Here is a 22,936-nt window from a genome sequence, read left to right on the forward strand (position 1 = left end):
AAATTAAATCTAATTATACTTTAAAAGATTACCAGGCAAGGTAGTCTTTTTTTGCTTTGTACCTTCCGTTTTAGCAATTCTTCGAATTGCATAAAACGTTAGGTACAAAGTACGCAATGAAGACTTACTTTTAGAGGAACGAAGAGACGAATAAAAGTAGCAGTGATAACTACTAATCATCTTAGTCGCGTTGCTTCTGATGATTAGAGTTATTGTTGCATAAGTTACTCGATAAAATTTCTCTGCATCCTTTGGATTTGTGAAATTTAACGATTAACTCATAGTCAAGACTGCGAGGCAGCGTTAAGATTTTTAGAATCTTCGATTCGTAAAAATCCTTACGTGCAAAATACGCACAGTTGCTCCAAGAGCGCAGTGATTGGCAAGCAACCACTGCGAAGTGGCAATGTAGGATTTGAAATTATGAAATAGAATACGTTAGGTACAAAGTACGCAAGGACGTATCAAGAAGCAAGGCGATAGCTGAAGTTGATTGGAATACGTCTACTGCGAGCGTTATTAAGATTTATGGGATCTTTGATTTGTCGAAATCCTTACGTACAACGTACGCAACGAAGACTTACTTTTAGAGGAACGAAGAGATGAGAGAAAGTAGCAGTGATAACTACTAATCATCTTAGTCGCGTTGCTTCTGATGATTAGAGTTATTGTTGCATAAGTTACTCGATAAAATTTCTCTGCATCCTTTGGATTTGTGAAATTTAACGATTAACTCATAGTTCCAACTGCAAAGTGGCAAAGTAGAATTTGAAATTATGAATTGGCATAGGTTAAGTACAACGTACGCAACGAAGACTTACTATACAGATAAATAAAGTAAAATAAAATTAAAGAACCATATGGCATTAGACCACATGGTTCTCTTTTTAAAATCTACGCATCAGATCTTGCGAATTTATTTTTCATATTACAGCTCGCTGTAAATAATGCTTTATCTAGTAAATCATCTGTTTGGACTTTAAGCTCTCTAGCAATAATATCGTTAGCTTTTTCAAGATAATCTTTAGCAGCTTCTTTAGAAACTTTAGTTTCTATAAATTCTTCATCATATTTATTAAGAAGTTCTCTTGATTGTGATTGAACTTTTAATTGATAACGTTCAATATGTGAAGCAGTATCAGCAAAGTGAGCATCACAAAGAGCAGCTATTAAACGATTAGTCCAGTAGAAGTTTTCAGTTGTTACTTGGTTAGTAGTATTAGCTAAATATTCTGGTGTGCGATTAATGTTAGTGTAGAATGGAACAATAGCATTAAACACACAAGAACCAACAGCTAACCATTGGATTGATTTAAGTTCGTCAGGCATATAAGGTCTAATTTGAACTAATCCTAAGAAGTTAGTGCGATTTATACCAATTGGACGTAGAGTTCCTTTTTTAACTGAGTGGATATTTTTAGAATATGAATTATATTCAGTTCCTTGATAGTGATGTGATAGAGCATATTTTATATCTTCTACAGTTATTTTTTTCTCAGGAATTCTAGCCCAAGGAAGATTGTCAGAATCTGGACGATAATCAGCATTTATTCCATCGTATGTGTTTGATGTAGGATTGAAATAACGTTGTAGTATCCATGCACGTGGTGTGTTATATGTGTGATCAGCATCACTACGGCTACCAAAAGCGTGACGTGGATTAAAATTACCATCAATTGATAAATCTAGATGATATTTATCTACAAATTCTTTTAAATCAGCAGAGCACATGTACTCTTTTTTAGCTCCAAAAGCATCTTCAAAATCGAAAGCGTCTATACCTAGTTGGTTCGGCATAATAACATAACTGTCATCAGGTACACGACGTGCCATCCAGTGATGCCCTCCAATAGTTTCAAACCACCAAATTTCATCTTCATCTTGGAATGCAATACCGTTCATTTCATAAGTACCGTATTTTTCAAGTAAACTTCCTAAGAATGTTACCCCTTCACGAGCACTTGCAATATAAGGCATTACAATCGTATAAATATCTTCTTCACCAATTCCTCCTACTTTTTCAGGAATATAATCAGCATCACCTGGTTTTCCTACAGCAGGCTCGTATTCTACTAATGGATCGGCTCCAAGAACACGTTCATTAGATGTTATAGTTTCTGTAGCACTCATAGAAACATTAAATTCATTGGCACCACATTGTCCCCAAATCCCATTGTCTAAAATAGCGTTTGGCACTGCTGTATAACGAACAGGATTATCTGGTAAATCTATTTCAACCTTAGAAATAACAGATTTATATTTTCGCGGTTGTTCTTCTGGACTTACATTGATAAATCTTTTTGCTCTAAATACTCCAGATGGTGAATCTTCAGTACGCGCCACCATAGTTGAACCATCAAAACTAGCATTTTTACCTACAAGAATAGTTGTACATCCCATAATAATCTCCTCCTATTTGTACATTAATATTCATTTAAATTGTATAATTATTAATAGATATTATTCTCGAAATTTTTTTAAAAATATGACTTTCATAATATTTCCTCCCCACACGAAATATTCTTTAATTTTATTGTAGTACTTATAAATATTTTATTCAAGTGATATGAGAAAATATCGTAAAAAAATAATTTTTTTAAAGAAAATAAAGATTTTATTAAAAGGAAAAAGTATAATAACAAATTAAAAAACATTATAAAAAATAAAATTATTGAAGATGAAAGAATAGAAAAATAAAATTATAAAAAGTATATTTTTATTACAATATTTATGATATAATAACCTTGGAAATGTTTTAAGAAAGGTGAGAGATTAGCAACTAAGAGTAATGAAAAATGAAAAAGATAGCAATATTTAAAACTGTGTAATAATATATAGTTTTTTTATTTTGTTACTCAACTAATCTTTGTTGGAGAAAAGTGATGTATGAAAAATTATTGATGAAAACAGCGTTACTTGCAGGACGAATCTTAATGGAAAATGGAGCTGAAGTTTATCGTACTGAAGATACACTTGAGAGGATTATTAGAAAAGGTGTTGGAGAAGTAAGAACAGATGAATATTATACACACGTAACTTTGACGGGTATATTTATCCGAATTGAAGGAATTGGAACGGATTTTAGAAGGGTTGATGATAGAACGTATAACTTAACAAAGACGACAGCGGTGAACACACTATCTAGAGCTTATACAGCAGGACAAATTTCTCTAATTGATATGTATGATGCATTAAAGAGAGTTCAAGCAGAAAAAAGTCCAATTAAAGATTGGTTCAAAGTACTTTGTTCAGGTATTCTTAGTGGTAGTATTGTATTGATTTTTGAAGGTAGTTTTTGGGATGTGATTCCGGGTAGTATAGCGGGAGCGGTTGCCTTTTATGTTTACATAAAAGTCATAAGTTATTTAAAGGCACCGTTTATCTCGGAGTATATTAGTACCTTTGTAGGAGGAGTAGCGGGATATTTAGGTTTTGCCTTATTAAATGGTCAGTCGCTTAGACTTGCTATGATCGGGGCAGTAGTTCCACTTGTACCCGGTATTACAATAACGAACTCTATGAGAGATATTATAGCTAAGCAGTTTATTTCAGGAACTATACGTTTTATTGAAACATTCTGTGTGGCTTTTGCACTAGGTGCGGGAATTGTAACAGTTTATTATCTTGTTAGATTACTAGGAGGTGCGTTATAATGATTGCAGTATTAAGTCATGGTTTATTATTACTATATCACTTTATCTTTAGTTTTATATCATCGGTGTCATTTGCAATTATTTGTGATGTTCCTAGAAAAACTTTAGTGACTGGTGGAATAATAGGTGCGATAGGTTGGTGTGGATATTGGGAAATGTGGAGTCATGGACAAAGTGTTTTTATGTCAAGTCTGGTGTGTTCACTACTTTTAGCAAATATAAGCCAAATTTGTGCGATTAAATTTAAAAATCCATTAACGGTTTACTTCGTACCTGGATTAGTTCCAGTAGTACCTGGAGTTACTATTTACGATGCATTTAGAACATTATTATTAGATGAATACGGAAATTCTGCTAAAATCTTCCTAAATAGTTTTTATGGAGCGGTAGGATTAGCAGTAGGAATTATTATAGCTGATTCTATTTTTAGAGTAGTGTTAAATCCATTGTTACAAAAAAAACATAAATAAAAAATTTAGACATAATAATTTATTAAAAAAATTTATTATTATGTCTTTTTTTACTTGTAATGTATGGCGATGTATGGTACACTTTAAGTAGAAAATGTATGGCGGTATATGGTACACTTAGAAAGGAGGTCACCATGTTTCAGATTGAAGCATTATCAGATAAACCTATTTATAAACAAATAGTAGATCAAATTAAATCTATGATAAGTAAAAACTTATTACAAGAGGGAGATAAATTACCATCGGTAAGAGAATTTTCTAAAATGCTTGGTGTTAATGTTAGTACAGTTCAAAAAGCTTTTCAACAGCTAGAAAGTGAAAAGATAATCACAACAATCGTAGGAAGAGGTACTTTTATTACTAATAATTTTGACAATATTGTTCCAAATTATGAATTAATAGATTCTATAATTGAGGATTTAGTTAGGGAAGTAAAGATAAGAGGAATTTCCGAAGAAGCTTTATTAGAAAAAATTAAGTTAGAATTTCGAAAGGATGATTAATTATGGATAATGAGAAAGAGATTGATGGAAAGTTAAAAGAATTAATCATGGAATGGAAATTTTTAGGATTATCGATGGAGAAATTATGCGAAGTCATATCAGAAAAGATAAAGGAGAAAAATTATGAAACTTACGATAGATAATATTAATAAAAAATTTTCAAAAAAGATAGTATTAAACAATGTTAGTTTCACCGTAAGTTCTGGGGAAATTGTAGCACTTGTTGGTAGAAATGGAAGTGGGAAGACAACTTTATTAAAGATACTATCAGGAATATATAGTCAAGATTCTGGGGAAATAGGAATTGAAGGTGTAGATAATAAAAACATAAAAAAACAACTGATTTATATACCAGATAGATTCAATTATTTTAAAAATTCTAAAATTAAAAGGGTTTGTGAATTTTACAAGTTAGCTTATGAAAATTTTGATGAACAATATTTTAAAACAGAATTAGAAAATGTTAAATTATCACTAACTAGTAGATTATCTGAGTTATCCAAAGGACAATCAACTATTTTTAGTTTAATTTTGGGGATCTCGTGCCGAACTAAGTTTATCCTCTTAGACGAACCATTGGATGGGATAGATGTAATAAATATTAAAGTAATAACTAACTATATTTTGGATGCTCAAAGTGATGGGATTGGATTATTGATTAGTAGTCATCAATTAAATGCTCTGGAAAATATAAGTGATAAGGTTGTCTATTTAGATGATGGGGTAGGAGTTAGTGAAGAAGTTAATAAGGATGAGTATAGTAAATATCAATTAGTGTATCAAGAAAAAATATCAGAGGAGTTACGCAGTAATCCTGACGTAAGAATTATTAGTAATATTGGAAGAGTCTATGTAGTTATTATGAAAGGAAGTTATGAAGTTACTCAAGATATTATTCAAGATAAAGAACTTCTTCAATATGATAGACTTCCTATTTCGCTAGAAGATATCTTTTTAATAAATAGTAAGGGGGAAGATGAAAATGTGTAAAGATATTTTAAAAATTATTCGTATATATTTGAAACAATATTCAATAATGTTAATTATACTATTAATTGCCTTTTCAACATTTGCTGCCACAACTACTAATAAACAACTAAATAAATTAAAAAATGGAGTTGCAGTTTATGATTTTCAATTAACAACAGGAATAGCTAAAGAATTGGAAATTAGAAAAGGCTCATCTAATGATGAGTTAAATCAAAAAACAAATGAATTGTATAAGTTGAAAGAAGAATATCAAAAAAATTATAAGGAAAAAATATCGAAAGATAAATTAGATGAGATGAAACATGCTTATGCGGTTGGAGCATATTTACATAATTTTCCAAGTTCTCCATTATGGACATTTTATACTAATAATCAGGATCTAAATGTACTTACAGGTGGAGAGAGTGAAAAATACAAACAATATTTAACAGAAGAAGAACTGAATAACGTTCCTAAGTATAAAGAATGGTCACGAATACAGCCAGGTAGCAAGGAGTACTTTGATAAACAAGAGGAATTAGATAAAGTATATCCACCAGCACTAGATATTAGTAATGTAAAAACATTAACTTTCTTAAAAGAAAATCTAGAAGCTAGTAAAGTTAAGTTGAAAGAAACTATGTTTAACGAGGGGATTAATATTGGTTATTATATTTTGATAACTTTAATCCCGTTGTTAATCTTTGGAGTTGAATATCATACTAATTTTGGTAAATTTGTAGCGAGCTTACCTTATGAAAAAGAGAAAGTATATTTTGCCAAAGTAATTTTATCATTTTTAACTTTAATAGTTACTTATATTCTAACAGGACTAGCTAATATAGTGGTTATAAGTAATAGTTTGTTAGGAGAAATTTATAACGCGCCAGCGGTATTTGAAATAAATAATAAAATATATATACTGGGAATAGGTTTAGTATTACTAGGAGCTATTTTATCAAGTTTTTGTGGAAGTATATTGAGTATAGGCGTAATGTATATTCCTGCCCTTACACTGATATATTATCCATTGGGAGTGTGGATTGCTGTAGGAAGATTGTTCTTTGTAAATTATCTTCCAGATGGGCCATTTGTTGATAATTTACCATGGATGCCAATGTTTTACTATTTCGGGTATACTCCTTGGAAGAATATTATTATTTACCTAGTTATTTTAACAATAATTATGCTGTTAACAAGTAAGGTTTATAAAAATCATAATGTAGAAAAAGAAGGTGCATTTTTCATAATAGAAAGAGTTTCATTAGTGGGATATTTAATATTATTAATGGGAGTATTTACTTTTGTTTTACTAGTATTAGTAGATGTATTCGGTATTAATCAAATCGTTGCTTTAGTGTTAACAATATTATTAGTGCCAGCTGTTCTTTGGAAACTGGTTCGAACAAAAATAAGAATATAAGTTTCTATAAAAGTTTAGGAAAAAGATAAGTATTCTATGATAGAAACAAAGGAATTGTCTCTTGTTTTCTGACAATTACTCAAAATTATAAATAGTTTTTAGATAAAAATATACAATTTTTTCAAAAAAACTATTGACATACTAAAAATTAATTGTTATACTAATTAACAAGTTAATGATTCACACGTTGATAAGATAAGTAAAAGTGAAAGATGGTAAAGAGAGTCTCGGTTGGTGAAAAGAGATCGTATTGGAAACTTTGAAAATGGTCTTTGAGTGTTAATGGTCGAATAATTAGACTTTTACGGGTGAGCCCGTTATAGCTTCAGGGTATAACACCATTCTATTTTGGTGCGTACTTTTTGAGTTGATATTTGTGAGAATATCATAAAGTAAGGTGGTAACACGTAAATTATTAGACGTCCTTGCAGAAGCATAAGCTTCTGTGAGGATTTTTTTATTTCTCAAAATAATCACAAGGATACTTAACTTAATCTAATATTACAAACACTTTGGAGGGACAAAAACATGTCAGAATTACTAAATATTTATAAAACTTTAAAAAACAAAAAATGGGTTAACTTAAGCCATAAAATTGATGAAAATTCACCTAAATTCCCAGCACTACCTGCTTTAGAAAAAGAAAATGTCTTTACTTTAAAAGATGGATTCTATGTTCAAAAGTTCTCCGTTGTAGGTCAATATGGAACACACATCGATGCACCTATTCACTTCGTTGAAGGTGGTCGCTGGTTAGATGAAATTGAACTTAAAGATTTACTATTACCTTTATATGTAATTGATAAAAGTAAAGAAGTAGCAGAAAATAATGACTACGTAATTTCTAAACAAGATATCCTTGATTTTGAAGCTGAACATGGTGAGATATTACCAGAATCATTCGTAGCATTCAGAAGTGATTGGTCAAAACGTTGGCCTAGCTATGATGAGATTAGAAACCTAGATGAGAATGAAGTTCAACACACTCCAGGATGGGGAAGAGATGCATTAGAATTCTTAATTAAAGAAAGAAACGTTAAAGCGGTTGGTCACGAAACTCTAGATACTGACTCAGGAGTTACAGCAGCTGCTGAAGGGCTGATCCAAGAATATTATTTATTGGAACAAGATATTTACCAAATCGAAGTTTTAGCAAATCTTGATCAAGTACCTGCGACTGGAGCATTAATATCAATTGCTTATCCAAATTGGACAGAAGCGACTGGATCTCCAGTAAGAGTAGTAGCGATATTACCAGAGGACGAATAGTACGGTCTTTATATAAAATTTTTAGTTTATGAAAAAGGATATTTATAAAAAAAGAGAAAAGTAGATAAAAAGGAGAAATAAAATATGTGTCAAGGATGTCAAAATAAAGTAGTAGAAAGAGCAGCATATAGAGTAGATCACGTGGGATCATTTTTAAGACCTAAGGAGTTAGTAGAAGCTCGTGAGAAATTCTCAAAAGGAGAATTATCACAAGAAGAATTAACAAAAGTAGAAGATAAAGTAATTACAGAATTAGTTGAAAAACAAATTGCAAATGGATTAAAAGGGGTAACTGATGGAGAGTTCCGCCGTGCATATTGGCACCTTGATTTCTTCTGGGGACTTAACGGTGTAGAACACGTACAAGGAGAAAAAGGGTACCCATTCAAAGGAATTGAAACTAAACCAGATACAGCAAAAGTATCAGGGAAAATCAGCGGAGAAAATCATCCGTTTGTAGCACACTACAAATTCTTAAGAGACTTAGTAGCTGATAAAAAAGATGTAACAGTTAAACTAACAATTCCATCACCATCACAATTATACTTCGAGTTGATTCGTACAGAAGATCACATTAAAGGATATGAAAAATTCTATCCAACATTCGAAGAATTAAAAGATGCGATTGTAGCAGCATATAAACAAGTAATAGCAGACCTTTACAATGAAGGGCTACGCGTATTACAATTTGACGATTGTACATGGGGAGCATTAGCTGATGATGGATTTGCTAATCGTTTCCGTGACGAGCGTCCATTAGAAGAAGTTCGTAGAGAATATGCAGCACGTTGTTTAGCTCTTAATAACGAAACAATAGAAGGTAAGCCAGAAGATTTAGCAATTAATACTCACGTATGCCGTGGTAACTTCGCTTCTAAATGGATCTCTCAAGGTGGATACCAAAACGTTGAAGACGAACTACTAGCTGGGGAAAATGTAGATGCATACTACTTAGAATACGATACAGATCGTGCAGGAGATTTCAAACCATTAGCGAAAGTTGGGAAAGACAAAAAAGTAGTTTTAGGATTAATCACTTCTAAATTTGCAGATTTAGAAGATAAACAAGAAGTAATCGCAAGAATTAAAGAAGCTAGTGAGTACGTTCCATTAGAAAATATCTACTTAAGTACTCAATGTGGCTTCGCTTCTACTGAAGAAGGAAATGTCATTAAAGAAGAAGATCAATGGAAAAAAATTGGTCTAATCAAAGAAATAGTAGAAGAAGTTTGGGGAACAGAAGACTAAAGTAAGAAAGTAATAAGTTGTGCTTTAAAATTTAAAGCGCAACTTATTTATTATGAAAGAAATATTTTAGTATAAAGAAATTTTGACACATGAGAAAGTTTGGAGTAAAATATTATTTATAATTTAGATATAATCAATATAATTAGATGATGAGGTATAGATATGGCTAAGAAAAAAGAAATCAAAACAAATGCTATGCGATTTTTAGATGAAAATGGTGTAGAATATAATCATTTTGAATTTGATGCGGAAAGTGATGCTGCAAAAACTGGAGTAGGAGTAGCTGATATTATTGGGCGTGATCATAATCAAGTATTCAAAACAATAATGACTACAGATGGCAAAGGTAACTACGTTGTAGGAGTACTTATGAGTGAAGACAGCATAAACTTTAAAAAACTTGCCAAAGCAGCAGGAGTGAAAAGTTTATCAATGCTACCGCTTAAAGACTTAACAAAAATTACTGGTTATGTAAAAGGCGGATGTTCACCATTTGCGATGAAAAAATTATTTCCGACTTTTGTTGACGAGAAATGTCGCGAAGTTGAAACAATCATCGTTTCAGCAGGTAAAGTAGGACATCAAGTAGAAGTGAAACCAGAAGTTTTAGAACAACTTATTGGTGCTCAAGTAGTAGATTTTAAAGCTGAATAAGATAAAAAACTGGTCTTTTATAATGAAGACTAGTTTTTATTTTTTATTTAAATTAAATTTATTAAACAAAGAAGAAATTAGAAAAGTATAGAGATAATTTTATAGGAATATTCTAAGATTTATTTATGATTACGTTAACCCTCGTTAATTGAAAAAGTATTGTAACATAATTGACACAATTTAGATATTCTACTGAAACTTTCTTTTGTTATAATCATAAGAGTAAGGAGGCGTGGTATGTTATTTGATACACATGCGCATCTAAATGATGATGCTTATTTAGAAGACTTAGAAGAAACCATTGCTCGTGCGAAAGAAGCGGGAGTAAAATTAATAAATATAGTTGGTTTCGATGATAAAAGTATAGAAAAAGCACTGGAAATCACAGCTAAATATGATTTTTTATATTTAACAGTCGGTTGGCACCCAGTAGAAGCAATAGATTTTACTGATGAAAAATATGAAATGATTAAGAATATTGCTTTAACTAATGATAAGGTAGTAGCAATCGGAGAAATCGGATTGGATTATCATTGGGATAAAAGTCCAAAAGATGTTCAAAAAGAAGTATTTAGAAGACAAATTCAACTAGCAAAAGAGGTAAACAAACCAATTGTAATTCATACACGTGATGCTATGGCAGATACGATACAAATACTTCAAGAAGAAAAGGCTAGTGAAATAGGTGGAATAATGCATAGTTTCTCAGGTTCAGTTGAAAGTATGAATATTATGCTAAAAGAGAACTTTTATATTTCATTAGGTGGACCAGTAACGTTTAAAAATGCTAAAACACCAAAAGAAGTAGCAAAAGCTTGTCCGCTAGATAGGCTGTTAATTGAGACAGATTGTCCGTATTTAACACCAACACCATATAGAGGTAAAAGAAATGAGCCAGCATATGTGCACTATGTAGCACAGGAAATTGCAGATTTAAAAGAAATGTCATATGAACAACTAACGAAGCATACATTTAACAATGCATGTACGTTGTTCGGATTAGAAGAAAAAAAGGAGATTGATTAACAGAATGAAATTAGGTAGAATTATAGCCGCAGCGGCAACGTCAGGATTATTATTATCAGGAGCTTTCGTAGTAGCGGAAGAATATACAGGGCACAATGTTTTTGCCGTGAATTTAGATAATAGCAGTAAAATTGAGCTTAAAACTAAAAAAGGAACAGTAAGAGAAATTCTTATTGCTAACGATATTCCTTTTGGAGCAGATGATAGAGTAGAACCAGGTTTAGATACAAAAGTTAACGGTGGAGAAACTATTAACATCTACAAAGCTCATGAAGTAACAATCGTTGATGGAGATACAACTACGGTAAGAAAAACTACTTACAAAAAAGTTGAAGATATCTTAAAAGAATTAAACATTACTCTTGGAGAAAAAGATCAAGTTACGCCTGGATTAAATAGTGAAGTAGCAACAGTTGATACAATTAAAATTGCTAGAACTGGAAAAACTACTGAAACTAAAAAAGAAGTAATCAAATTTGAAACAAAAGAAGAAAAAGATGATTCTAAATATGTAGATGAAAAAGTTACAAAAGTTGAAGGTAAAAACGGTGAAAAAGAAGTTACTTACAATGTTGTAAGAGAAAATGGTAAAGAGGTATCTAGGGAAGTTGCTTCTGAGAAAGTGATTACTGAAGCTACAGCTAAGGTAGTGGTTGTTGGTACTAAACAACGCCCAGTAGCTGAACAATCATACGCAGCAGCTCAATCATATGCGGCAGGTGGTTCGGTAGCGTTAGCTAATGGTAATACTGCAGGAGCAGATGGAGCAGCAGCAGCTCAAGAGATGGCTCGTCGTACTGGAGTACCAGCGTCAACTTGGGAACATATCATCGCTCGTGAATCAAACGGACAAGTAGGAGCAAGAAATGCTTCTGGAGCTAGTGGATTATTCCAAACTATGCCAGGATGGGGATCTACAGCAACAGTTCAAGATCAAATCGAAGCGGCAACTCGTGCATATAATGCGCAAGGACTATCTGCTTGGGGAATGTAATAAATAAGTAAAAGGGGCTGACCCAAAAGTCCTAAATTTTAAAAAAGTGTATATGATAACTCATAGACGCAGTGGTTTATTGATATCTAAATTCGCTTTATGAAAGCTTTTTAGATATCTAATAAACTGTGAGGGGGTGACTCGACAAAATCGATTTCTATGAAATCACGATTTTTGAGTCACTCCCTATTTTTTTCTTTTTCTATTCTTTTTTGTAAGGTAATAGCCTAGAGCTCCACCTATACCGCCACATACCATACCAATTATTACTACTGTTGGAATATACATTTTAATTTCCCCCTTTAATTTAGGTTGACTCAACAAAATTGATTTTTTGAAATCACGATTTTTGAGTCACTCCTAAAAACATATACTATTATTTTTCACTTACAACTTATCATAAATAAAGGGATAAAACAAGTCTTATAATGATAAAGAATATGTGGTATAATAAAAACGATAATACGTTTAAGTAAAAAGATAATCTAAGTCATAGAGGATGAACTCGTCTTTAGAGTAGAGGGGACATCCTATTTTATAACTTAGATTTTTTATTTTACATCAAAATCTACAGAATCGATATTTAGAATTAATTTATTATTTATAAACCAAATTAGAGAAAAAACGTAAATTGCATAAGTGAAAAACAATAAGCTAGAAAGTATAGTAATTTTATTGTTTTTTAGTAGTAACAAATTTAAAGAAATAATTATTACGTAAATAATAAAAGAGATAATTAATCTTTTCTTATTTTTATTAATCCAGTTGTTGTATTTTTCCAATAATTCGGCACGTTTCAATTTATTATCCATAAAAAACCTCCTAGGTGTATATATAAAATTATAACAAAATAAAAGTAAAGGTGCAATAAAATGAGGAAAGTGTAAAAAAGTGAATAATATTTGTATATATTGCTTAATTGTGTTGATTGAATGCGAATAAATATGGTATAATTAAGTTGCCATATTATACACAAAATAGGAGGCAATATGTCTTATTCAAGAGATTATATATTTGAAAAAATAATAGAAAAACTGCCTACTTTAAAAATTCATGAGAGGCGAGAAAAAGAAAGTAGTGTTTTTATTTTAGAATATGAAAATCGCCGTGCTAAGATTGATATAGATAGTTTTGTAAGGAAGCTAGGAGATAAGAAAACTAGTAAAAGTGACAAGAAGATAGAGGAATTTGTTTACTACATAGTAGGAAACTTCAATGCACAAAAAGAACTTTCTATAGATGATGTAACTGAGGATGAATTATTGGAAAATATTTATCCGGTAGTGCGAGCAAGTAGTTTTAATAAAGATAATGAGAAAAATCTTGTTAGCTTTGATCATACAAATGAAACTAGAATATATTTAGCTTATGATTTTAAAGATGGCTATAAATTATTAGATGGTAATTTTCTTAGTAGATTTTCTAAAACGGAAGAAGAATTTTTAGATTTTGCTAAAGATAATCTAGAAAAACTACCACTTAAGTATAATATGGATGAAGTTGCAGGGAATAAATTTTATTTCCTAAATGCAAAAGATGGCTATGATGGGGCAAGGATATTTGATAAGAATGTCCTGAATTACTTTCATGACAAAATAGGAAGTTCATTTTATGTAGGTTTACCTCATCAAGACACATTGATTATAGCAGATGTACAGAATAAGCAAGGACTAGAAATTCTACAAAAAATGATGGTGCATTTTTTTACTGAAGGCCTTGTACCAATAACGACAATAACGTTTAAATACGATGGAAAAGAACTAGAGAGTTATTTTATTTTTGTAGAATAACTTTAAAATTAAAAATTATTATAGGAGAGAGATTCATGTTATTTTTTTACAATAAGAAAATGTTAGGAGAAACATTATTAATTACTATTCAGAGTAAAGAAGAGGTAACATACGAAGATAAGAAGAATATTATTCTAATTAAAGACGAAAATGGTGCTTTAGTTGGATTAAATATTTTCAATGTTGAGAATTTAAAGTTAGATGGAGAAGGTAGTATCGATTTAACAGAAGAACAAAAAGAAATTCTTCAAAAACGTTTAGAGAAGAATGGGATTAAAATTGACCTAGAAGGTAATAATGATGAGTTCTTTGTAGTTGGGGAAGTTCTAAGTTGTGAAAAACACCCTGATGCTGATAAATTAAAAGTAACAGAAGTAAAAGTTAGTGAAGAAGAGACATTACAAATCGTATGTGGTGCTCCAAACGTAGAAGCAGGACAGAAAGTTGTTGTAGCACTAAGTGGTGCTATGATGCCAAGTGGTCTATTAATTAAAAAATCAAAACTGCGCGGGGTTGAATCAAATGGAATGCTTTGTTCAAAACGTGAACTAGGGTTACCGCAAGAAGAAGCAAGAGGTATTTTAGTATTAGAAGCAGATACTAAAGTAGGAACTCGTGTGAAAGATTTGAATCTTAAATAGAATCTAACTAGGAGGTGTGAAATATGGTTAATTGGAAAAAATGGTTTTTAGAAGAAGATGAAGATGAAGTATTTGAAGAAAATACAGCTAAAAAAGAGAAAAAAGATGAATTAGCTGAACGTAGGGAAAAAAGAGCTGAAAATAGGAAAAGAGAAAGAACTTATTATGAAGATGAAGAAGATTTTGAAATAGATTTCAGTTCTAATAAAAATAGGAAATCATTTGATGATGAATTATCTCCAGAGTTTAGCGAAAACTACGAAAAAACTACAAAAAAATTAGATGACTATGAAGAAGTCGATTTAGATGACTTTGAAATCGATGATTATGAAGATGAAGATTTTGAAGAAGAGTTCAAAAAAGATGGAAAACCTAAAAAAGAAAATGGATTTATGTCTAAACTTAAAGGGTTGTTTGCTTCAAATAAAAAAGATGATGAGTTTTCGGATGATGAACTATTTGAAGACGAAGAAGATGATGAAGCTGAGGACTACAAAACATATCTAGAACGTCAAAAACGTGAAGAAAAAGAAAGAGCTAGAGCTAAAGTTGTTGAAGAAAACTATGAAGAAGAGTTTGATTATGAAGATGAATACGAAGAAGAAACTGAGAAAAAGGTAGGATTTTTCGCTAGACTTAAAGATAAACTATTCAATGTAAGTGATGACGAAATTGATCAAGAAGAGCTAGATGCAGTTTTAGATGACTTAGAAGAATTAGAAGAAGATAAAAATCTTGAGGAGAAAAAAAATAAATCAGCATCTGCGAAACAGCACGGATATTCAGAAGATGAATTAGAAATCGAGTTTGTAGAAGAACAAAAAGCAACTCCTAAATTTGAAGAAATCGATATTACAGAATATGAAGAAAAAGAAGAAGTGGTATCAACGGGTAATGTTACAGACTTGGGAGATGCTTTGAAAAAACTTGGTGTAAGTGGTACTGAATTGCGTGATGTGGATATTTTTGATGAGAATCCATCAAGAAGAGCGCATCCAACATTAGCTGCGGTTAGGACTAAGAGATTAAAACAAGATCATAAGATAGATGCTTTGGGAGACAGTGTAGTACTTGGTAAAGATAGTAGTGAATTAAAAGAAGAGGTAGCAAGTTCATTTAAAGAACAAGTTCAAGAAGATGTAGTAGTTCAAGATGAAAGAGTTACTAAAAATAAAGATGCACGCAAAGAATTCGAAGAAAACTTTAATACACTTGAAAGAAGAAGTGATAAGATAGAAAAAGATAATCCTTTATATGCTAAGAAAAACGACAAACTAGATGGAATTTTTGATGAAATTCGTGAGAAAGAGAATAAAACTCATGAGCAAGAAACACCAGAACTAGAAGTTAGAGAATTAGATGCTGAAGGAAGTCGTCGTGAGAAATTAAAATACACTTCTGTGGATGATGTACTAGAAGGATATGAAGATTTATTTGAAGATGATATTGATAGAGTGAGTAAAAAACTTGTAGGTGAAAGATTCGAAGAAGGTCAAGAAGTTACTGAGGATGTAGAAAACTTTAGAAAAGGTTTATACGAAGGTAAAAAATCAGATGAATCTCAAGAAAAGACAGCACTTGATGAGCTAATAGAATCAGCGAATGTAGATGTTTCGCCGAAAAAAGAAGAAACTTTACCTGAAATTGAAGAATTAAATGAAAATCTAGAAGATTTACTGAAAGAAAAAGAAGTAGAAAAAGAAGAAGTGAAATCTCATGTTGATTTAGTTCAAGAAGCGGCTAAGATAGAAGATATCGAAATCGAGGATTACGAAGAGATTAAAGAAGTCAAAAAAGATAGATTATCAGGCTATAGCGACTATCATTTAGACGAAGATGAAATCGAAGAATTAGAAGAGAAAAATTATTTGGATGAAACAACAGATTCTGTAGATATCGATAGTTTGTTAAGAGAAGTTTCACCTAATAATAAGGTTATCAAAGCTTCTAATGATGTTGATAAATTTACTGATGAGAAAGTTGTTCCAAAAGAAGTTGCCCAAATGAGAGTAGAAGGAAATGAGACTCCTAAGAAAGATTTCAAAGAGGAGGAAGTAGAACGTGGAATAGAATATACAGAAAAACTATACACTAATGATGTTTCTGAATACTTTGATAAAGGTCAAGGATCTAAATTAGGTGAATACAAAACTGTTGATTATGGTTATCGACCTGTAAGTAAAGAAAAAATTGAAAATAATCAAAAAATACTGGATGCTATTTTTGAAAAATATTCTTCAGCAGGATTGTCTACAGCTACAAGATCAGTAACGGGACAAATGATGAACTCGAATACAATAACACCAAAACCTCGAAGCGTAGGTAAGTTTAAACCTTCACCTGTTTATTCTTCTGTATATGGTTCGGCACCTAGAAATGTTGCTTCTGATACAAATAAACAAGCAGGAATTTCAACAACGAAACTTTCAATTAATACTCCTGAGAAAAAGTCTGAAACGCAGATAAAAAAATCAGAACCTAAAGTAGAAGAAAAAAAGGGTTTAAGTCCTAAAAAAGATGCTAGTATAGAAAAAGATAATGCGAATATCTATAAAGAAATAGCTGCTCAAGAGGAAACAGTTTGGAATATAGGGACAGCAAAAAGAGTTCCAAAAAATAAAGTGAAAAACAAGAAAGACTAGTTAGACATATGTCAAACAGGGAGTGACTCGACACAATTGTGATTTTGGAAAAATCAGGTCTTATCGAGTCACTCCTATTTATTATAATCTATGAAATAGATGTGAATTAGATAACTGTAATAGAAATAATTTATAAGAAAACAAAGAAGCTTCAGAAAATTGTCTAGAAGCTTCTTAAAATTTTAGTCAATTACATATTGACCAGGATTTATTGTACTAACGATAGTCTCAAATAATATAATACCAACTACATTTAGCATAAGACGAGAACGGATTTTCTTCCTATTTTTCGGAGCATCATAGACTTTTATTAAATGGTCACTCATTTTAGCTAGAGGACTGTTTGCAAGACTTGTAATAGACAGAATTGTAGTACCGTTTTGCTTCGCCTCTAAAATGCAATCATTAATAACATCGGTATTACCACTAAGAGAGAACACTAAAATCACATCATCTTTTGTACAGATTTCAGGAATTCTTTTAATAGAATAGTGTTCAAAATAATCGTTTGCCCATAAGTTGATAAGTTTAAGCTTTCTATTAAAGTCACTCATAACCATATAACTAGAACCACTACCTAGACAAAAAATACGTCGTGAATTGATTATCTTCTCGGCAAAAATATCAAAGTCATCTTGGTTAAGAATTGAAATTGTTCTAGAAAATTCAACACTTAGCTGTTCTTTCAGAGTGATAAAAGTAGATGAAGTAGAGTGATTACTATTTTTAGCTAATTTTTTACTTATTTTCAGATCGTATTTTAGATCAATAAAAGTATTGTAACCTAGTTTTTTGCAAGCGCGAATCACTGTAGAAGAAGACACTAGAACAGCCTGCTTTATTTCTTTTAGAGTAGTATGTTCAATATTTTCCTGTTTCATAAGATAATCAATAGCTTGTTGCTCAGAGATGGATAGTTTATCATAATTGTCTTTTAGATTGTCAAAAAACATAAGTCGCCTCCGGGAGTAAAATTTATTAATGAATTTCCTTTTCTTTACTCAGTATAATGTATCATAACATAAAAATCTAGAAAATAAAAGCTATTTTATCAGTAGTTTACATAGTCTAGTAAAATTTTACTAAAATAGTAATAAATTACAAATGAAGGAACTTTTAGGCAAAATAGGAAAAATCGTTTTCAAATTTGTTATAATATGGCTATACAAAATTATAAAAGGAGAAAAGGTAATGGCAAAGAAAAAAAATAAATTCGTTTCTGCTTTCGAGCAATTCGGACGTTCGTTCTTATTACCAGTATCTGTACTACCTGGTGCAGGTATTATCAAAGGGATCGGGACAGCCTTCAGTAATTCAAATACTCTAAAAATGTTCCCAGTTTTAAAAAATGACATTATTCAGTTTATTATGAAGTTCCTAATTGTATTAGGAGACACAGCATTCAACAACTTACCAATTATTTTTGCGGTTGGGGTAGCTGTAGGGTTAGCAAAACGTGAAAAAGGTTCTGCTGCTCTTTCAGGTTTACTAGGATTTATCGTATTACACTACGTGCTTAACTTCTTATTAGTACAAAGTCATAAATTAGTAGATACTAGTAAATTATCAAGTAATGAAGCAAAACTAGCATTATCAAATGCCATGCAGACAAAAGTACTAGGTATTCAAACAATGGACCTTAGTGTATTCGGAGGTATCATCGTTGGTATCGTAGTATACTTCGTTCATAAGTGGGCTGTAAAAGTTCAATTACCAACAGTAATCGGATTCTTCAGTGGGCCACGTTTCGTACCGATTGCAACTATCGTAATCATGTCAGCAGTAGCTACTGGACTATTCTTTGTATGGCCTCCAGTACAAAAAGGTATCAGTGTGTTATCAGTATTTATTCTTAAGTCTGGACCTATTGGAACGTTCCTTTATGGTTTAGTAGAGAGAGCGTTATTACCGTTTGGTCTTCACCACGGTCTAAACTGGCCGGTTCGTACAACAGAACTAGGTGGAGCTTGGGAAATTGGTGGACATCGTGTAGTTGGTACAATTAACGCTTACTTAGCTTCATTAGCTGATCCGAATGTACAACATGTGGATCCAAGTATTACAAGATTCAATGGTGGTAAATTCGTTTACTTCATGTTCGGTCTTTCTGGTGCAGCTTATGCAATGTATAGAACAGCTGATGAGAAAAAACGTAAAGTTGTAGGTTCATTATTATTCGCAGCTGCTGGTACTTCATTCTTAACAGGTATCACAGAACCAATCGAATTCACATTCTTATTCGTAGCACCAATCCTTTATGTAGTACACGCATTCCTAGCTGGTTCAGCATTATTCGTAATGCACATGTTAGGAGCAGGGGTTGCTACTCCAACTGGACACGGATTTATTAACTGGGTAATCTACGGAGTACTTCAAGGTCCTAAAACAGCTTGGTGGTTAGTACCAATCGTTGGTGTAGTTTACTTCTTTATCTACTACATCGTATTTAGATTTATGATTGTTAAATTCGATCTTAAAACGCCTGGTCGTGAAGACGGAGATGATGTTAAATTATCTAACAAAAACGAAGCTCGTGCTAAACTTGGTGTAGAAATCGCTACAATCGGTAAAGAAGAAGCCCCAAAATCAGTTGATGTAGCTGCTGGTGATGACGAAGTAATGGAAACAGTACAAAAAACACCAGAAGGAATTAGAAAACAAGCTACTGAGTTAATTAAAGCACACGGTGGTCCAGATAACATCGAAGCGGTAGATGCTTGTATTACTCGTTTAAGAATCAATGTAAAAGATAAAAGCGTAGTTGATCAAGAGCGTATTACAACAAAACTTGGAGCTATGGGATTTGCGGAAAGTGATATGCAAATGCAATCAATCTACGGTTCTCATGCCAATGTATTAAAAATGGAAATCCAAGACATGCTTGGTATGGAGGAATAATTTCATGAAGAATTTGTTTGTTACAGACTTAGACGGAACATTTGTAAAAAATTCAGTGTTCGTTGAAAAAGAAGATTTAAAAGCGTATCATGATGCTAAAAATTACGGGGATTTCTCAGTTGCGACTGGGCGTTCTGTTGAAGAAATCAAATACATTGCCGAAGGTAATGATATGGATGTTACACACATGATAGGGTTTAACGGAGCGGTCGTAACAAGACAAGATGAAATTCTTTTTGAAAATCACATTCCTACTAACGATTTGACTGGAATATTTGAATATCTAAAGGAGAGCAAATTAGTATTTGATGCTTTAGATGGAAAACAACGTATTGGTAATTTTGATCATGAGAAAAAAGATAGATTGTGGAACATGGAACTCATTTGTGTTGAAAATCCTTTTGAACTGTTAAAAGGAAAAACAATCTATAAAATAAATGTAAGACCAACAAAAGAACAATTAGATTATCATTACGATATAATGAAAGAAAAATTTCCAGAAGTAGAGATTTATAAATCAGGTTCAACACGTATGGAAATCACAGCAAAAAATATTTCTAAAGCAAGTGGTATTAAAACTATTAAGTCAGGATATGATAGGGTAATAGCTTTAGGAGATTCAGGAAATGACGTGGATATGTTTAAGGTAGCGGATATTTCATACTGTATGAATCGTGCGCCACAAGAAGTAAAAGACCAAGCTACACATGTAGTAGAAGACTTTGCAGCGGCGATAAAACATTTTGTAGAAAACTATGAATAGAAAAAAGAACCGGCAGAGATGCTGGTTCTTTTGTTGTGTATTTAATATTTCTCTAGTATTTCACCTCTTACCGCTGAGATAAGATAAAGTGAACCTGTAATTAGAAGAATTTCATCGTTTTGTAAATTTGGAATAATATTGTTTAAAGCAACCTCGTAATTATCGTATTTAGTAACATGAGTATCACCAAAACTTTGAACTAGATTATCAAGATTTGATTCTTTAATTTCAATTGGAACTTTTGTCGCTGAAAATTCAGCAGGGATAGTTTTTAATTTCTGAATCATATCTTTATAGTCTTTGTCTTCCAAAATACCAAGTAGAATCTTCAGTTTAGGGAATTTTTGTTTATTTAGGTAGGCTACTAAACTATCAATACCATCATTATTGTGCGCACCGTCTAGAAGAATATTTTCACGAATCCATTCTAAACGACCCACCCAAATCGATTTACTTAGAGCTTCTTTTATAACACTATCTTCTATATCGATAATACTACGTTTTTTCAGATTAGCTAATGCTTCTAAAGATAAAGATGCGTTAAAAGCTTGATGAGCTCCGACCATTTTAGTAGAATAATCTATACCTTTATATGAAAATTCATTGCCTTTAGCTTCAACTTTGTTCACAACAATATCTTTTTCATTTAGGATATTTAAGTTAGCATTTTTCTCCTGACAGATGTCTTTTATTACATTTACAACACCTTCGCCAGCAGGATATATTAAGACATTATCATTTTCTTGGATAATTCCACCTTTTTCATAGGCGATTTTTTCAAGAGTATCACCAAGAATCGCAGTGTGATCTAGACCGATTTTTGCAATTATAGATAATACTTTTTCTTTAAAAATATTTGTTCCGTCATATCTTCCACCAAGACCAACTTCCATAATTACGAAATCTGTTTTTTGATTTCTAAAGTATAATAAAGCTACACCAGTGATGATTTCGAAGAATGACAGTTTATCACTAGGATCTGGATTATTTTTGTCGTAAGTCTCTTGAACTAGTTTGAATAAACGATAAGCTTCCTTATACGAAATAAAATCATCATTAACACGAATTCTATCGTTAAAACTCAGCATACCAGGACTTGTGTATAATCCAACTCTATACTTAGTTTTTAAGACATCTTTTAAATAAGAACAAGTAGAACCTTTACCATTAGTACCAGCAACATGAATTACTTTAAGATCTTTTTCAGGATGATCGAAAAGTTCAAGAATATGTTCCATTCTGTGAAGACCTAGTTTCATCCCTGTACGTTCTATTTTATATGATGAAGTAATAAGAAGTTCTTCACAAACACATTCAATTGCGTAGTTTATAATTTCATCTTCATCTAAAGTTAGAAGTTTTTCAGCAAGTTGTTCTAAACTTAACTGATTGAAAAGGTCTAGTATGTTATTTTTATCTTCTAAATTATTTTCTTTTAAATATTTCTCAAATTTTATTTTACAATTCAAATTCATAAATAAACACCAACATTTCTAATAATATACACTTAATTTTATAATGATAAAGATGAATTGTAAAGGATATAATTTTGGTGAAGGGATTTAAGTTAAAGCTAAAAATCGTGATTTCTAAAGAAACAATATTTTGTCGAGTTCCCCTTACACAGTTTATTAGATATCTAGAAGTTTTTATAAAGCGAATTTAGATATCAATAAACCACTACGTCTATGAGTTTTCATATGAACTTTGTTAAATTTTAGGACTTTTGAGGCAACCCCGGTTATATTGATTAGTAGATCTGAAATTATCTATGAAAAATAATAACTTTAGTTTCATTTTAACTATAGTTTTAAGTTTACATAAGGTTTGGGTTATATAATATAAACATACCAAAACTTAAAAATATTTTTTTTCATAATATACGGCTCATCGAAAGATGAGCCTTTCTCCATTTTTTTGGAGATTTGACAAGTAATAATTTTTATAATATTATTAGGGTGTATTAAGAGCCTTATTGATTAAGGAGAGATGC

19 protein-coding genes, 2 pseudogenes and 1 other annotated feature are annotated in these 22,936 nt (G+C 31.5%); of the genes and pseudogenes, 17 read left to right on the plus strand and 4 right to left on the minus strand.

From position 1 onward, the window contains the following. Nucleotides 1–894: 894 nt before the first annotated feature. Complete coding sequence (locus tag RWS90_RS03490; RefSeq protein WP_314548661.1) at nucleotides 895–2,400, minus strand: C69 family dipeptidase; 1,506 nt, start codon at nucleotides 2,398–2,400, stop codon at nucleotides 895–897. A 482-nt stretch (nucleotides 2,401–2,882) separates the two neighbouring features. Between RWS90_RS03490 and RWS90_RS03495 the strand changes: the two genes are divergently transcribed. The 12 genes and pseudogenes from RWS90_RS03495 to RWS90_RS03550 form a co-directional block, all read left to right on the plus strand. Next, complete coding sequence (locus RWS90_RS03495; RefSeq protein WP_314548662.1) at nucleotides 2,883–3,653, plus strand: threonine/serine exporter family protein; 771 nt, start codon at nucleotides 2,883–2,885, stop codon at nucleotides 3,651–3,653. Then, a complete protein-coding gene (locus RWS90_RS03500; RefSeq protein WP_314548664.1) occupies nucleotides 3,653–4,123 on the plus strand; it encodes a threonine/serine exporter family protein in 471 nt (156 codons plus the stop codon). The genes RWS90_RS03495 and RWS90_RS03500 overlap by 1 nt, the downstream gene beginning before the upstream one ends. A 134-nt stretch (nucleotides 4,124–4,257) precedes the next feature. Then, entirely contained in the window at nucleotides 4,258–4,626 is a 369-nt protein-coding gene (locus RWS90_RS03505; RefSeq protein WP_314548665.1) for a GntR family transcriptional regulator, read from the plus strand. Between the two features lie 2 nt (nucleotides 4,627–4,628). Then, a complete protein-coding gene (locus tag RWS90_RS03510) occupies nucleotides 4,629–4,769 on the plus strand; it encodes a hypothetical protein (protein ID WP_314548667.1) in 141 nt (46 codons plus the stop codon). Beyond that, nucleotides 4,750–5,616 carry an ABC transporter ATP-binding protein gene (locus RWS90_RS03515; protein WP_314548669.1) on the plus strand — a complete coding sequence of 289 codons (867 nt, stop codon included), beginning with the start codon at nucleotides 4,750–4,752 and terminating at the stop codon, nucleotides 5,614–5,616. Before RWS90_RS03510 ends, RWS90_RS03515 begins: the two co-directional genes overlap by 20 nt. Then, nucleotides 5,609–7,018, plus strand: coding sequence for a hypothetical protein (locus RWS90_RS03520; protein ID WP_314548671.1), 1,410 nt, complete (start codon nucleotides 5,609–5,611; stop codon nucleotides 7,016–7,018). Before RWS90_RS03515 ends, RWS90_RS03520 begins: the two co-directional genes overlap by 8 nt. 178 nt (nucleotides 7,019–7,196) lie before the next feature. Then, nucleotides 7,197–7,448, plus strand: a binding site (T-box leader). Nucleotides 7,449–7,546: 98 nt separating this feature from the next. Further along, entirely contained in the window at nucleotides 7,547–8,287 is a 741-nt protein-coding gene (locus RWS90_RS03525) for a cyclase family protein (RefSeq protein ID WP_314548673.1), read from the plus strand. 84 nt (nucleotides 8,288–8,371) lie between these two features. Then, nucleotides 8,372–9,535: a 5-methyltetrahydropteroyltriglutamate--homocysteine S-methyltransferase gene (locus tag RWS90_RS03530; protein WP_314548675.1), complete on the plus strand. Its 1,164-nt coding sequence runs from the start codon at nucleotides 8,372–8,374 to the stop codon at nucleotides 9,533–9,535. 162 nt (nucleotides 9,536–9,697) lie between these two features. Continuing rightward, a complete protein-coding gene (gene ybaK / locus RWS90_RS03535) occupies nucleotides 9,698–10,189 on the plus strand; it encodes a Cys-tRNA(Pro) deacylase (RefSeq protein WP_102169840.1) in 492 nt (163 codons plus the stop codon). 237 nt (nucleotides 10,190–10,426) lie between these two features. Continuing rightward, the gene (locus RWS90_RS03540) at nucleotides 10,427–11,215 is read left to right on the plus strand and encodes a TatD family hydrolase (RefSeq protein WP_314548677.1); all 789 of its coding nucleotides are present in this window, start codon (nucleotides 10,427–10,429) and stop codon (nucleotides 11,213–11,215) included. Between the two features lie 4 nt (nucleotides 11,216–11,219). Next, nucleotides 11,220–11,870: pseudogene (locus tag RWS90_RS03545) on the plus strand (ubiquitin-like domain-containing protein); the annotation flags it as partial. Nucleotides 11,871–11,939: 69 nt separating this feature from the next. Continuing rightward, nucleotides 11,940–12,209: pseudogene (locus RWS90_RS03550) on the plus strand (transglycosylase SLT domain-containing protein); the annotation flags it as partial. A 551-nt stretch (nucleotides 12,210–12,760) separates the two neighbouring features. Here the strand turns inward: RWS90_RS03550 and RWS90_RS03555 are convergent. After that, nucleotides 12,761–13,021 (minus strand): transporter, encoded by a 261-nt coding sequence (locus RWS90_RS03555; RefSeq protein ID WP_314548678.1) that lies wholly within the window; start codon nucleotides 13,019–13,021, stop codon nucleotides 12,761–12,763. A 177-nt stretch (nucleotides 13,022–13,198) separates the two neighbouring features. Between RWS90_RS03555 and RWS90_RS03560 the strand changes: the two genes are divergently transcribed. The 3 genes from RWS90_RS03560 to RWS90_RS03570 are packed head-to-tail and all read left to right on the plus strand — an operon-like array spanning nucleotide 13,199 to nucleotide 17,282. Next, nucleotides 13,199–13,999: a DUF1444 family protein gene (locus RWS90_RS03560; RefSeq protein WP_314548681.1), complete on the plus strand. Its 801-nt coding sequence runs from the start codon at nucleotides 13,199–13,201 to the stop codon at nucleotides 13,997–13,999. A gap of 35 nt (nucleotides 14,000–14,034) precedes the next feature. After that, nucleotides 14,035–14,640: a YtpR family tRNA-binding protein gene (ytpR, locus tag RWS90_RS03565; protein WP_314548684.1), complete on the plus strand. Its 606-nt coding sequence runs from the start codon at nucleotides 14,035–14,037 to the stop codon at nucleotides 14,638–14,640. Nucleotides 14,641–14,663: 23 nt separating this feature from the next. Continuing rightward, entirely contained in the window at nucleotides 14,664–17,282 is a 2,619-nt protein-coding gene (locus RWS90_RS03570; protein WP_314548686.1) for a hypothetical protein, read from the plus strand. A gap of 182 nt (nucleotides 17,283–17,464) precedes the next feature. On the opposite strand, the gene RWS90_RS03575 is transcribed toward RWS90_RS03570, so the two are convergent. After that, nucleotides 17,465–18,235, minus strand: a complete 771-nt coding sequence (locus tag RWS90_RS03575) for a MurR/RpiR family transcriptional regulator (RefSeq protein ID WP_314548688.1) — start codon at nucleotides 18,233–18,235, stop codon at nucleotides 17,465–17,467. A 238-nt stretch (nucleotides 18,236–18,473) separates the two neighbouring features. Between RWS90_RS03575 and RWS90_RS03580 the strand changes: the two genes are divergently transcribed. Both RWS90_RS03580 and RWS90_RS03585 read left to right on the plus strand, forming a co-directional pair. Then, a complete protein-coding gene (locus RWS90_RS03580; RefSeq protein ID WP_314548691.1) occupies nucleotides 18,474–20,180 on the plus strand; it encodes a PTS transporter subunit EIIC in 1,707 nt (568 codons plus the stop codon). Nucleotides 20,181–20,184: 4 nt separating this feature from the next. Next, nucleotides 20,185–20,943 (plus strand): Cof-type HAD-IIB family hydrolase, encoded by a 759-nt coding sequence (locus tag RWS90_RS03585; protein ID WP_314548694.1) that lies wholly within the window; start codon nucleotides 20,185–20,187, stop codon nucleotides 20,941–20,943. 41 nt (nucleotides 20,944–20,984) lie between these two features. Here the strand turns inward: RWS90_RS03585 and RWS90_RS03590 are convergent, their stop codons facing one another. Beyond that, nucleotides 20,985–22,418, minus strand: coding sequence for a folylpolyglutamate synthase/dihydrofolate synthase family protein (locus tag RWS90_RS03590; RefSeq protein ID WP_314548696.1), 1,434 nt, complete (start codon nucleotides 22,416–22,418; stop codon nucleotides 20,985–20,987). Between the last annotated feature and the right edge of the window lie 518 nt (nucleotides 22,419–22,936).

This window comes from uncultured Gemella sp., from assembly GCF_963529685.1.
Lineage (GTDB): Bacteria > Bacillota > Bacilli > Staphylococcales > Gemellaceae > Gemella.